11 protein-coding genes and 1 tRNA gene are annotated in these 12,993 nt (G+C 44.6%); 5 read left to right on the top strand and 7 right to left on the bottom strand.

Annotated elements, in window-relative coordinates; all coding sequences use genetic code 11:
• Positions 1-62 precede the first annotated feature (62 nt).
• The 4 genes from ABCW47_RS00995 to ABCW47_RS00980 form a co-directional block, all read right to left on the bottom strand.
• A complete protein-coding gene (locus tag ABCW47_RS00995) occupies positions 63-1,799 on the bottom strand; it encodes a B12-binding domain-containing radical SAM protein (RefSeq protein WP_343207999.1) in 1,737 nt (578 codons plus the stop codon).
• A gap of 82 nt (positions 1,800-1,881) precedes the next feature.
• Positions 1,882-1,954, bottom strand: a tRNA-Phe gene (locus tag ABCW47_RS00990).
• A 153-nt stretch (positions 1,955-2,107) separates the two neighbouring features.
• Entirely contained in the window at positions 2,108-3,421 is a 1,314-nt protein-coding gene (locus tag ABCW47_RS00985; RefSeq protein WP_343207998.1) for a CAP domain-containing protein, read from the bottom strand.
• An 83-nt stretch (positions 3,422-3,504) separates the two neighbouring features.
• On the bottom strand, positions 3,505-4,587 hold the full coding sequence (locus ABCW47_RS00980; RefSeq protein WP_343207997.1) for a CAP domain-containing protein: 1,083 nt from the start codon (positions 4,585-4,587) through the stop codon (positions 3,505-3,507).
• Positions 4,588-4,796: 209 nt separating this feature from the next.
• Between ABCW47_RS00980 and ABCW47_RS00975 the strand changes: the two genes are divergently transcribed.
• The 5 genes from ABCW47_RS00975 to ABCW47_RS00955 all read left to right on the top strand — a co-directional run bounded on the left by ABCW47_RS00975 (position 4,797) and on the right by ABCW47_RS00955 (position 10,098).
• Entirely contained in the window at positions 4,797-5,957 is a 1,161-nt protein-coding gene (locus ABCW47_RS00975; RefSeq protein ID WP_343207996.1) for a DUF4317 domain-containing protein, read from the top strand.
• 147 nt (positions 5,958-6,104) lie between these two features.
• Entirely contained in the window at positions 6,105-6,998 is an 894-nt protein-coding gene (locus ABCW47_RS00970; RefSeq protein ID WP_343207995.1) for a HipA domain-containing protein, read from the top strand.
• Positions 6,988-7,677, top strand: coding sequence for an HIRAN domain-containing protein (locus ABCW47_RS00965; protein ID WP_343207994.1), 690 nt, complete (start codon positions 6,988-6,990; stop codon positions 7,675-7,677). Before ABCW47_RS00970 ends, ABCW47_RS00965 begins: the two co-directional genes overlap by 11 nt.
• 290 nt (positions 7,678-7,967) lie before the next feature.
• Positions 7,968-8,186 carry a cation transporter gene (locus ABCW47_RS00960; protein ID WP_343207993.1) on the top strand — a complete coding sequence of 73 codons (219 nt, stop codon included), beginning with the start codon at positions 7,968-7,970 and terminating at the stop codon, positions 8,184-8,186.
• A gap of 31 nt (positions 8,187-8,217) precedes the next feature.
• Positions 8,218-10,098 (top strand): heavy metal translocating P-type ATPase, encoded by a 1,881-nt coding sequence (locus ABCW47_RS00955; RefSeq protein WP_343207992.1) that lies wholly within the window; start codon positions 8,218-8,220, stop codon positions 10,096-10,098.
• An 89-nt stretch (positions 10,099-10,187) separates the two neighbouring features.
• On the opposite strand, the gene ABCW47_RS00950 is transcribed toward ABCW47_RS00955, so the two are convergent.
• From ABCW47_RS00950 to ABCW47_RS00940, 3 genes are read right to left on the bottom strand one after another with little or no spacing between them, the layout of a single operon-like run.
• On the bottom strand, positions 10,188-10,523 hold the full coding sequence (locus ABCW47_RS00950) for a DUF134 domain-containing protein (protein WP_343207991.1): 336 nt from the start codon (positions 10,521-10,523) through the stop codon (positions 10,188-10,190).
• A complete protein-coding gene (locus tag ABCW47_RS00945) occupies positions 10,510-12,249 on the bottom strand; it encodes an EAL domain-containing protein (RefSeq protein WP_343207990.1) in 1,740 nt (579 codons plus the stop codon). Before ABCW47_RS00945 ends, ABCW47_RS00950 begins: the two co-directional genes overlap by 14 nt.
• A gap of 19 nt (positions 12,250-12,268) precedes the next feature.
• Positions 12,269-12,844, bottom strand: coding sequence for a hypothetical protein (locus tag ABCW47_RS00940; RefSeq protein ID WP_343207989.1), 576 nt, complete (start codon positions 12,842-12,844; stop codon positions 12,269-12,271).
• Positions 12,845-12,993 lie beyond the last annotated feature (149 nt).

Below are 12,993 nucleotides of genomic sequence, written 5' to 3'. Positions count from 1 at the left end.
AGGAATCTTTCACTGTTCCGAAGGAACATTTTCACTTGCAGCTTCGCTGCAATTTTCATTTTTCATGCTTCTATCTCCCAGGTTCTGGCCTGATGATGAAGCGGCTCTCTCTCCTGGTAATCGAACAAAATGAAATAATCCCGCTCCCGCCGTACTCCCTCCCGGACAGCAGCCTGAATGTCGATCGAAAAGTGCTCCATATGGGTCATTCGGGAAATCTGTCTGATATCATATCCCTGATACCCTTCTAAATAACATAAAATATTGTCAGGATTGTGGTAAAACTCCCGTACCCTGTCCTTGTAAACTGCCGTATCCGGTGCAAATTCCGGACGGCTCTTCAGATTTTCTCTTGCATACAGATCATAGATCAGCAGCGAAACCGCTGTTTCTATATCCCCAATTTCTTTTTCCTTTACAAATTCCAGCAAAATTGAATACCGGCTCATTCTGGAATGGCTGATCTTATCAAGCTTCTTTTCCTCGTAGAAATTGCCAAGTTCCAGATATAAGTTAAATTTACTGCGGTAGAAGTGTTCCAGATACCGGATAATTGAGCTGAACTGTCCGCTGTTATAATAGGCCTCAACCATCTCTTCCACCTTCTTTAATTCCAGCAATTCCCCGTAGGATATCCATTTCGTATACAGTACCTCATAGGGAGGCCTGTCCCTGTAAACCAGTCCGTTTGATTCCCTGGACTCATACATATAAGATCCTTTCAGAACCTTCAGAAAACCCAGCTGCAGCTGATCCGGCTTCATCGCGTAAACGTCATCAAAGGAGTGGGCAAACGAAGCAAAGCCCTCATAGGGGAGGCCTGCAATCAGATCCAGATGCTGATGCACATTATGCCCTTCCTGAATCCTTGAAACCACATGCTTTAGCTTATCCAAATCCATTTTTCTCCGGATCGCGCCGATGGTCCGTTCATTGGATGACTGTACTCCAATCTCCAGCTGAACCAGCCCGGGTCTGAGCTGGTTCAGAAGATCCAGTTCCTCCTCTGAGAGAAGATCCGCCGTAATCTCAAAATGGAAATTGGTTATCCCATTATCATGGTCCCTGATAAATTCCCAGATCGCCTTCGTATGAGGCCGGCTGCAATTAAACGTCCGGTCCACGAATTTAACTTGTTTAACCTTCCTGTCCAGGAAAAAGGACAGTTCTTTCTTTACCAGTTCAAAGTCTCTGAGCCGAACCTTCTTTTCTATAGAAGAAAGACAGTAGCTGCAGGAAAAGGGGCACCCGCGGCTGGTTTCATAATAAATGATGCGGTTTTCAAACTCCGAACAGTCTTCATACGGAAAAGGCAGCAGACTTAAATCCAAAGGCTCCCTCTCCCCGGTCTGAATCAGCTTTCCTTCGTCCGTATATGCCAGCCCCCGGATATCACCCAGAGCACCCTTTCCTTCTATATAATAAGCCATAAGCTCCCGGAAGGTTTCTTCTCCCTCTCCCACCATAATACCGGTCAGTTCCGGGAGAAGCTTAAGCCTCGCCGGCGCATCATAGGACACCTCCGGGCCTCCCAGCCATAACAGCGTATCCGGCAGTATCTTGTGTACCTCCCTTACCAGCCCACAAATGACATTGATATTCCAGATGTAGCAGGAAAACGCCAGAAAATCCGGTTTCCTTTTAAATATATCCATAAGGATATCATCCTGCTCCATATTGATTGTGTATTCCGTCAGATTAACGGACTCTCTGTATTCCGACGCGTAAGCCCTCAGGCAGTACAGCGCCGGATTTGAATGAATATATTTGGCGTTTACAGCAGCAAGCAAAACGTTCATTACCAAAGCCTCCCCGGAAGTTTCCTAAATCGTAAAAAAATCTCCAAAGGTTGTAAAACCCTTGAAGACTCTTTTTTCATAGTGCCCAGAGCCGGAATCGAACCAGCGACACGAGGATTTTCAGTCCTCTGCTCTACCAACTGAGCTATCTGGGCGTATCCAGTTACATTCACATGTCCCAATTTCATGCTTTTCAATTTTAACATACACAACAGGCCAAGTCAAGCAGGTCCCGGGAAATTTTTACCACAGTATCCGGAACCTTAAACCAGCTGTCACCGCAGGTTCCGGATACTTCAGTTCGTTCCTTATTTATAAAAATTCTGTGTATAGTAAATCTTATAGTAGGAATCTCCGGCATAAGCATTACCCACCCCAAGATAAGTGAACCGCTCGTCCAGAAGATTGGCCCGGTGCCCTTCAGATTGAAACCACTGATAGCAGACCGTTACACTGTCAGCATACCCGGCAGCAATATTTTCTCCCGCGGCCATATAATTGATCCCATTCTTTTTCATACGGTCAAACGGCGACTTTCCGTCCTTTGACGTATGGTTAAAGTAATCCTTCTCGGCCATATCCCTGCTGTGATTTAACGCGCTGGCCGCAGCCTGATCCGACCACTTCACAAGGGGAAGATTATTTCTTGCCCTAAGAGAGTTCGTCAAGTCAAAGATTTCCTGCTCCATATCCTTGAGTATACGGGAAGTATATTCATTAGGCTTGATGTCCTTCTGCATGATACGGACTCCTGTTACCCTCCCGGTACCAATATCATCGGCAAAGACTTCTGCATCGTATTCTGCATGCCCGGACAACTTGGTTCGGCTGTCTCCATAAGATATGCCGTCATAGGTAAAATCTTCGGAATCCGTATAAAAGCCGATAACCTTTCCTTTCTGAATATATACCATGAAATACCCGGTATAGCTTCCTTTATAGATATAAGTGCTATCCCCATAATAAGATTTATCAGTACGGTCCGGTTCGCCAAAATCCCGGACAACAGCCTTCGCAGTATCGCCGATACGCAGATTCCTGCCCCATACTTTCAGTTTTCCGGCACCCGATTCACCCGGGACAACCGTAATCTGACAATAATAGTTCTGTCCGCCTGCAGCGGCGCAAATAACTGCTTTTCCCTCTTTTTTAGCACTGATCCTTCCATTCTTCTCTACAGAAACCACTTTGGAATCAGAAGATGACCAGTTGATTTTTATGCCGTCGCCTTTCAGCCTCAGCGTTCTGGTTTCCCCCTTGCCAAGCTTCAGAGCAGTATAGGTCAGCTGATTTTTCTTCACCGTAACGGCCGCAGTATATTTTTTCTTTCCTGCCTTTGCCGTAATGACTGCCTTACCCTCGCCTTTTGCGGTCACCATTCCGGCCTGGCTCACCGAAGCCACGCTCTTTCTGCTGGTGGACCATACCACCTTTTCAGAAACACCCTTCAGCTTTAATTTGAATGTATTGCCCACATAAAGCATCAGCTTCTCTTTATTGAACTTAACAGAGGCCGCCTCCACTGTTGCCGGCGTTCTTCTCTCCGGCGTGGCCGGAGAAAACAGCACAAACAACACAAGCACAAACAGCAGACATGCATTCCATTTTCTTTTGTGATTCATTTTCAATTACCCGATCCGTTCTCATCAATTTTCGTCCACATATCTTTTTTTAGTATATAACAGAAAAGCAGAGCGTACAACATTTATTGGTAAAACATCTGTGTATAATAACTGCCGTATTCCGTATAGGCAGCATACTCTATACCGATACCCATGAAGCGGAAATTATGATTCATCAGGTTCTCCCGGTGCCCCGGTGAATTAAGCCATCCGAAGCTTACCTCTACCGAATCCCTGTAACCGGCTGCTATATTTTCTCCCGCGCTTTGATAAGAAATTCCTGCTTCCTTCATCCGGTCAAAGGGTGTGACACCCTCAGGATTTATATGATCGAAATAGTCCCTTTCTGCCATCTCCGCACTTCGCACAGCCGCACACTCCGCCGCTTTCTCTGACCATTTAAATGGGACATATCCGTACTTTATACGAAGAGAATTAGAGAGAAAAAATATTTCCTGTTCCATGTAGTTAAGAATCGTCTTGTCAAATTGATTATATTCCAATGCAGTATCCAGAACACGGACACCCACCGGCCGGTCCTCTATCTGATCCGTATAATACTGGACCGTGCAGGCCGAAGCCGCTATATCCTCAGAGTCCTCAATTTGGCTCAGACGAAGCAGGTTCTCTGTTACATCCGTATAAAAGCCTGCAATCTTTCCCTGTGAAATATAAAAAATGCAGATTCCCTCATCTTCGTCCCAATATAGATAAGAACATTCTCCATAGCAGGACTTTCCGGTTACATCCGGTTCTCCAAATGTTTCCAGCAGGTTACGTTCCGATTCCCCAAGGACGGCCTGCCGCCTCTTGAATGACAGCGTTAATTTCCTGCTTACGTAAAACACGCGCTCTATCCGGATACCCCTGGCATTTTCGCCGGTAACGACTGCTTTCCCCTCACCCACGGCCTGCAGCCTGCCATCGCCTGCCACACGGATAACAGCCGGATCACTGCTCACATACCATATCCGTTCCCGTTCCATATAATCTTTCTCCAGCTCCAGAACAGGCTCATGACGCCGGTAAGAAGTGTATTTCCGAACCGGGATAATTTCGCCGGTATACACATTTCCTGGTTTTTCAAACCACACCTCGGTAACCGGCCGCAGCGGCAGGCCGCACAGTATCAGCCAGGACAGTCCGATCAGCAGCAGTTGCTTCAATATATGAGTCCCCTTATTATTCTGATTTTCACAAGCTCCTTAAACCATATTCAGCTAAGCAGAGGTTTCAGAACACAGAGATCCGGCTGGAAACCAAATTGAAAATAAGTCCGGGCTGTGGTACTATGAATACCATGACACGGCAGGAAATATCCTGTCTGCCGATGACAAGAAGACCAGTTGAATCTTACATAAAAGGAGTTACTTGTATGAACAAAAAAGAAGTATTGGAAATAAGAAAACAGTTCACGCCGGAGCGCTGCACCATCTCTCAGGTATGCGGCTGCTATGTGGACGGTGATAAAAATAAGAAACTGGAACTGAAGGAAACCTTTCTCTGTCTGCCGGAGGAAGAAGTGTTTAAATATCTGGATTTATTTAAGCAGACGTTATCCGGTACAATCGGCAAAAACCTGCTCAATATGGAATTCCCCCTGGAGCAGGAACTGCCCGGCGGAAGACAGGAGTTCCTCTTAAAGCTTCGAAACAGCAAGTTACAGGATGATATGCTGCTGGAAGAATTCTACGATCAGGTAATCGCCAGCTATAATTACGGGGAGAACTATCTGATCCTGCTGATCCACGTCACCTATGATATCCCCGGCAAGGCCACAGACGGCACCGAAATGTTCGACGCTTCGGACAACGTCTATGAATACATACTTTGCAGTATCTGTCCTGTCAAATTAACCAAGCCCGGTCTGTGTTATAATGCCAGCACCAATAGTATCGAAGACCGCATCCGGGACTGGATTGTGGATGCCCCGGCAAAAGGCTTTCTCTTCCCTGTCTTTAACGACAGGGCGGCGGATATCCACGGTGTTCTCTATTACAGCCGGAAACCGGAAGAACTGCAGCCTGATTTTATCGAGCAGGTGCTTGGAAGCGCTGTCCCCATGTCTGCGGAAAGCCAGAAGGAAACGTTCCATACAATTTTGGAAGAATCCCTGGGGGAAGAGTGCAGTTATCAGGTAGTTAAAACCATTCACGATACCCTGAATGAAATGATTGAAGAGAAAAAGGATGATCCGGAACCGCTTCTTCTCTCTAAAACTGATGTAAAGAAGGTATTGGAACAGAGCGGTGTGGCGGATGAAAAAATTGAAGAATTTGAAAAAGATTATGATACCACCGCCGGAGAACAGACCTCTCTCCTGGCATCCAACATCACCAATCTGCGCAAATTCAGTATTCAGACACCGGATATCGTCATTCAGGTCAACCCGGAACGAACCGATTTGATTGAAACCCGGATTATCGATGGAAAGCAATGTCTTGTGATTACAGTAGACGATCATATTGAAGTAAACGGAATGAATGTACGCACCATAAGTCAGAAAATGATAAAGGAGATCGAAAAACAGGCTTGATCTCCTGATTAATAATGGTTGTGCGAAGAAAAAGAACAAACGTTCTAAAATAACTATACTTTTACATTTTAATTTGTTATAATTAGATACGAGAAGGAGTTAGGTTATTCAATTTGTTACGATGTATTCAGTGTTGGAGGTGGTACGTTGAAAGATTTCTCATATTGGGAAGAATATAACGGGACATCAGAAGGAAGTGGCCGAAGTGAAAAGATATGGCTGCAAAATCCTGATACAGGACAGACGGGACTGTTTAAGTTCAGGAAGGACTCTGGAACCACCGATCATATATCCGAGTGTATTTCTTACCAGCTTGCAACATTATTAGAAATCCCATGCGCTAAATTTGAATTGGGTATGTTTAACGGCAGAGTTGGTTCTATGAGTTATAATATTGTTGAGAAATCAAGTGAAATTCTCATCGAGGGAATTAGCTTGATTTATTATAAGAATTCATATTATGATCCAGAAAAGTTTATTGATACAGTGACACAGCGTAGATATTCTATAGAGATGATAGTGAACTCAATTAAAGATTTTGTATCCATTAAAGACTTTCTGAACATGCTTCTATTTGATTATCTGATTGGAAATTCAGACCGCCATCAAAGCAATTGGGCGATAATCTCAGATGGAATGCAGATGAGATGGTCTCCATTATATGATAATAGTTCATCTTTATGTGCTTACGTCCAGGAAGATCAAATTGATAATTATCTGGGAAAAGACAAAAAAAGGTGGTGGGCCCTTGTAGATACAAAATCAAGATCACTAATTCGTCGTACGGTTGATGAAGATAAACGTCCAACACATCTTGAGGTTTTAGGTTATCTAAAGGAAAATTATTTTGAAGAGACCAGCGAATTAGCAAAACAAATTATACTACTACTGACAGAAGAAAAAATTTCTGATATATTAAGGTATTATATAGAACCGGACTTATCTAATAAAAAGAAAGAACTTATTACAAAATTTTTATTATGTAAGGTAGACATGATGCGTAAAGTTTATTTTGGAGAGGAGAAGTATAGTGACAATTAATGAAGGTAAAGACTTCTTGTATTTAATTTGGAAATGTGATAAGACACGACGTCAATATATTATTGGCCGATTAAGTAAAAATGGGCAATATGAGTTCCAATATTATGGGGAAATCAAGGAGGCGCAGGAAGCAGGATTCACGCCGTTGATTTCTTTTGAAGATTTAGATAGAGTGTATAAAAGTAATGAATTATTTCCTGTATTTTCTAGCCGTTTACCTGATCGAAAGAGGAAAGACATTGACAATATATTAAAAAAGTATGATCTAGAGGAATATGATGTATATCAATTACTAAAGAGAAGCGGTGCTAAATTACCTATTGATAACCTTTATTTTATTGATCCTATTTTAAATTTAGACAGTGGATTTGAAAAAGTATTTTACTTAGCGGGGGTGCGGCATTACCTGGGATGTGAAGGGGATGATTGTTCCAATGCAATTAATGTAACAAGAGGGGATGAAGTTTTTTTAAACAGAGAGCTTGATAATCCTTTTGACGAAAATGCAATTCGTGTAACGAACGAAACAGAAGATTTATTAGGCTATATTCCCCGGTACTATTCATTGGCATTTATTCACATGATTGAAGAAGGTAAGAAATTCAGCTGTCATATTGCAAATGTTGATAGGAGCAAGGGTTGCGATGAATGTATTTCTATTGCAATAAAAACAGTCTAGCTACGGTTCATTACTAGTGTCTTTAAAAACTATATAGTAATTCTTTCGTCATAGCAGATAAGAACAGTTGCCATTTCAAAAAGAAGGCGGCTGTTCTTTCTCATTCATGATGGCAATCCGGATTTTTCCATATTATTTTAGGATACCCGGTCAGTATAGGTCTTGAATTCATTAAAAAGTTAATTTAAGAAAACAGTTGACATATCTTGTTATTTATCATATATTATAATCAACAATTAAACAATCATTTAATCATTGAATGTAACTATGAAAAAGGGGAGACAATAACCATGAAGAAGAATGTGAAATTAATTGATCTGGATTGTGCGCACTGCGCAGCCAAGATAGAAAATGCAGTCAGGAAACTGGACGGCGTTAATCAAGCAGAAGTAAATTTTATGAGCCAGAACATGATGTTAGATGCGGAGGATGACCGTTTTGATATCGTTGCGGCAGAAGTAGTTAAATTGATTCATAAAATAGAACCAGATGTTACTGTCCGCATATAAGTGATTTGAGAAATAGTGGGAGGGTGTCATTATGACAAGAAAGCAGAAAAAACAATTATACCGGATTCTTGCAGCCGCGGCTTTGCTTTTGCTTGCTGTGCTTCTGCCGCTTGGACCAGCCGCCCGTTTCGGCGCGTTTTTACTATGTTACGCGGTCATCGGCTGGGATATTCTCTGGAAGGCGGTTACAAATATACTTCACGGTCAGGTATTCGATGAAAACTTTCTTATGGCTGTGGCTACAGTGGGTGCCATGTGCCTGGGCGACTATGCAGAAGGCGTATCTGTTATGTTGTTTTATCAGGTTGGTGAGTGGTTTCAGTCCTATGCCGTTAATAAATCACGCCGTTCGATCTCCAGCCTGATGGATATCCGGCCAGACTATGCCAATGTAATTCGGGATGGAGTTCCTCAGGAGGTCGACCCGGAAGATGTTCAAATAGGCGAAACGATTATCGTTAAACCAGGTGAGCGGGTTCCCCTGGACGGCGTGGTGCTGGAAGGCCGTTCTGCCCTGGATACCTCCGCCTTAACCGGTGAGTCTCTTCCCCGGGATGTGGGGCCTGATTCTGATGTGATCAGCGGCTGCATCAATCAAACCGGAACACTGCAGATCAGAGTCAGCAAAGAATATGGGCAATCCACCGTTGCCAAAATTCTGGATCTGGTGGAGAACGCCAGCAGTAAAAAATCCAAATCCGAGGCATTTATTACCCGCTTTGCCCGTTATTACACTCCGTCCGTTGTGATTGCGGCTGTGCTTCTGGCAGTTCTTCCTCCTCTTATAACCGGTCAGAGCTTTGGCCCTTGGATTCACAGTGCCTTAACCTTTCTTGTTATCTCCTGCCCCTGCGCCCTTGTCATTTCGGTTCCGTTAAGCTTCTTCGGCGGAATCGGCGGTGCCTCCAAGTGCGGCGTATTAATTAAAGGCAGTAACTATCTGGAAGCCCTGGCCTCAACGGAGATCGTCGTATTTGATAAAACCGGTACACTCACAAAGGGTGCTTTTGCTGTAACAGGGCTGTATCCTGCTAAGGGTATTGACGCGGACGCACTCCTGGAGCTGGCAGCCTGTGCAGAACATGATTCCAGTCATCCAATCTCTCTTTCCATACGGAAAGCATACGGCAAAGAAGTAGAACCCTCCCGAATTCGTGAAGTGCAGGAAATTGCGGGTCATGGGGTAAAAGTTCAGGTAGATAATAAGGCAGTCCTGGCTGGAAACGCCAGATTGATGGAAGCAGAAAATATTGCATATACTCCGCTCAAAGAGACTGGCACGATTGTATATGTAGCACAAGAAGGCCGTTACCTGGGTGCTCTTCTGATTGAGGATGAATTAAAAGCGGATGCTTCCCAGGCAATACGCGCTTTAAAGCAGTCTGGTATACGGCGGACGGTTATGCTCACCGGTGATTCCGATGCGGTTGGACGCAAGGTGGCTTCCCGCCTCGGTCTGGACGAAGTGCACACAGAACTCCTTCCCGCCGATAAGGTTGACTATATGGAGAAACTTCTGAATCAAACCAGAGAAAAAGGCAAATTAGCCTTCGTCGGCGATGGGATCAACGACGCTCCGGTACTGGCAAGAGCAGATATCGGCATTGCCATGGGAGGTCTTGGTTCTGATGCGGCAATCGAGGCCGCAGACGTAGTAATCATGACAGACGAACCTTCCAAGATTGCAACTGTCATGCAGATTTCCAGAAAGACCCTTCGCATTGTTCATCAGAACATTGTGTTTGCACTGGGAATAAAGGCACTGGTTCTGGTTCTCGGCGCTATCGGCTTTGCATCCATGTGGGACGCGGTATTCGCCGATGTAGGCGTATCTGTTATCGCAATTCTCAACGCAATCCGCGCACTGCGTGTAAAAGAATATCAGCCGGACGATGTTCCGGCAGAGGGATAGAGCAGACCGTCTTATTGTATCAAACGCAGGTATGCTTCGCGATCCTGCTTATTGTAATAAAATAGAGAGGGCAGCCGAAACTGCCCTCTCTATTTTACCAGTTCTTTTACTTTTAGATCAATATCCATCTCCGGACAAAGTTCATAATTACCTCCTGTAATCTTTAATGACTTGCCGGTCACCAGCGCCTCCGCCAGTTTATGCCGCCCCTGTTCATAAATGGACTGTACCGTGGTTCTTGCGACCCCCATTCTCTCCGCACATTCTTTCTGGCTGTAGGCATACATATCTATAAGCCGAATAACCTCATATTCGTCCACCAGCATTGTGACAACCTCTTTTTTGTCCTCCAATCGCTCTAATGGCCCAAAGTTATCGTACTCCGGCATACTTCCGATCTTTCTGATCTTTTTATGTCTTGCCATCCTGCAGGCTCCTCCTTTGTATCCCTATGTTATCTGACTTATTTTTCTGCATTACCAGTCCAAATTCTTCTGCCGGCATGGGTCTGCCATAGTAAAATCCCTGCACCATATCGCAGCCCAGTTTTTTCAGACATTCTACCTGTTCTCTTTTTTCAACTCCCTCACAAGTCACCTGCATTCCGGTCTCATGAGCCATTTCGATTACTTTCTTTAATATTTTGTAGCTGCGGTTTCCCGCTTCGTCTTTTAATCCCTCCAGCAGACTCTTGTCTATTTTCAGAACATCTGCCTCCAGTCGGTTAATAATACTTAAAGAAGCATATCCTGTCCCAAAGTCGTCGATTTCCAGTGCAAATCCTTTTTCATGCAGTTCACGGGCTACCCGGTACATATCATCTTCATTTTCAATAAAAGCACTTTCGGTCAGTTCGAAGCTAATTGTCCCATTTGGGATGGCATAGCGTTTGGTTATTTCACAAAACCGGTCAATATAGCCTGCATCCTTCACATGAAGTCTGGACTGATTGACCGAGAGCCTTGCCGGTTCATAGCCCAGATCCAGCCATTTTCTTATCCTGGCGCAGACTAGCTCCAGCATGTAAAAGTCCAGTTCCAGTATCAGTCCTTCCTGCTCAAATAGAGGGATAAAGTCCCGCGGCATCAGTAATACTCCATTTTCCCGTTTCCACCGCACCAGAGCCTCCCCCGCTACGATACGTTCCGTCTTCACATCTACCTGGGGCTGAATGTAAAGTTGAAACTCTTTCTTTTTGAGTGCCTGCGGTGCCTCCTGCATTAATCTGTTCTGAAATTCCTTCCGACGATACATATCCGGCTCAAAATAAGCGTACTCATTCTCCCTCTTCCCCGTCAGGCTATCCAGTGCAACCGCGGCTTTATCCAGCATGTCCTTGATTGTTTCTTTTTCCCGGTCCTGCAGCAGATAAATACCACCGGAAAAAGTAAGCTCTACAGTCATAACCTCTTTAATCCGCTGATCCAGCAGCACTTCTCTTGTCTGAGTCATCCGCTGATCCAGCTGTTCCTTGTCCTCATATTTCCAGAGCAGTGCAAAGTTATCCTTTTCCAGACGGCAGCAAAGCTCATCCCGTCCGCAGCATCTGAGCAGATTTTCTGCTATATTCTTAAGTACCCTGTCGCCAAAACTGTATCCATACAGACGATTAACCCGCTGGAACCGGTTTAAATTTATTTTTATCAATACATACTGCTGGCTGTCATTGCGTTCCAGAATCTTCTTTGTCTCTCTGACGAAGCCTTCCATATTCCAGATTCCGGTCAATGCATCTTCCTGTCCCGCCTGTCCGGGGTTGGGTATAGAATTGTGCGCATGAACAATCTGTATCCCATCCTTTCCTCTTTGAAACAGGATGCTGAACCGCAGCGGTATACCCCTTGTAATTTTATCTGCATTACCGGCAGATATTTTCAGATCTGCGACTACGCAGGCCAACTCCGTGCAGAAGGCAATGGTCTCATAATGCTCTTCTATGATAAATGCCCCTTTTGTAAACTGCTGGCCGGACAGTTCTTCTGCTATAGCTTTGTTCGTATGGTATATTACGTCATTTCCCGTCTCGATCCAGCAAATGTCAGGGGACAGAAGGCGAACGATGTCTCTGTCATGACAAACTTCAAAATAAGCACCGACCAGTTCTCCGGCAAGTTTCTCCAGATGATCTCTTCTCCACGTATTCTGTCCCACCAAGCACTCCTTTCTGCCCTTAATTATCTACCTTTATCAGTACATCGGCCTGGACCATTCCCTTTTCCTCTAATGTTTCATCGTCAATCAGTTTTATATCTGCAGTACACTGATATTCTCCTTTGGGCAGGCTTACCGAAAGTTTATCTTCCAGAATATATTGATTGGGCTTTAGAATCCCCGACCGGTATATCTCCTCTCCCGTATCATTTCTATGGATTACAAATTCAATATTATCAATATTGCTGGACGGACATTCCATCATCAGATTTCCTGCCGACGTTCCGTCAGGAAATACCGGTTTGGAATTCATAGTGAACGCAATCATTCCTTCCTTCACTTTCTCATCAAGATCCTTCTGGATTTCCTCGGCGCTCTTGCCGGGCAGTGCTCCCACGGTAGCATTAGGTGCATAATTCGGCGTTTCTCCTGCCGGTTCCTGCTCCTTCGGCCAGAGTCTGACAATCAGCAGGACAGCCCCAGCCAGCAGAACAGCCAGCAATAAGATCATTCCCCATTTTCTATCCGGTTTCTTTGATTTTATTATTTTGTCTTTCCTCTTTAATTCTGCTCTTTCCTCTCTTTTCTCTTCCATCCCTCTGTCCTTTCCTTCTGCCGCAGCTCCTGCTACCTGCCCGCACAGAAAAGTCCGGTTTCCTCCGGGCTCTTTTGTCCGGGCAGCCCCTCCCGGGGCCGCTCGGTTTTCTCACCATTTGATTCAGTAAACAGTATTGTCCCCCGAAG

Source organism: Anaerolentibacter hominis, assembly GCF_032380675.1.
GTDB classification, from domain to species: domain Bacteria; phylum Bacillota; class Clostridia; order Lachnospirales; family Lachnospiraceae; genus Anaerolentibacter; species Anaerolentibacter hominis.
This window is presented reverse-complemented; position numbering and strand designations above follow the sequence as displayed.

Excerpts from the sequence above, each read along its gene's own strand:
- ABCW47_RS00995 (WP_343207999.1), bottom strand. The coding sequence starts at position 1,799 with ATGAACGTTTTGCTTGCTGCTGTAAACGCCAAATATATTCATTCAAAT.
- ABCW47_RS00985 (WP_343207998.1), bottom strand. The coding sequence starts at position 3,421 with ATGAATCACAAAAGAAAATGGAATGCATGTCTGCTGTTTGTGCTTGTG.
- ABCW47_RS00975 (WP_343207996.1), top strand. The coding sequence starts at position 4,797 with ATGAACAAAAAAGAAGTATTGGAAATAAGAAAACAGTTCACGCCGGAG.
- ABCW47_RS00960 (WP_343207993.1), top strand. The coding sequence starts at position 7,968 with ATGAAGAAGAATGTGAAATTAATTGATCTGGATTGTGCGCACTGCGCA.
- ABCW47_RS00955 (WP_343207992.1), top strand. The coding sequence starts at position 8,218 with ATGACAAGAAAGCAGAAAAAACAATTATACCGGATTCTTGCAGCCGCG.
- ABCW47_RS00950 (WP_343207991.1), bottom strand. The coding sequence starts at position 10,523 with ATGGCAAGACATAAAAAGATCAGAAAGATCGGAAGTATGCCGGAGTAC.
- ABCW47_RS00940 (WP_343207989.1), bottom strand. The coding sequence starts at position 12,844 with ATGGAAGAGAAAAGAGAGGAAAGAGCAGAATTAAAGAGGAAAGACAAA.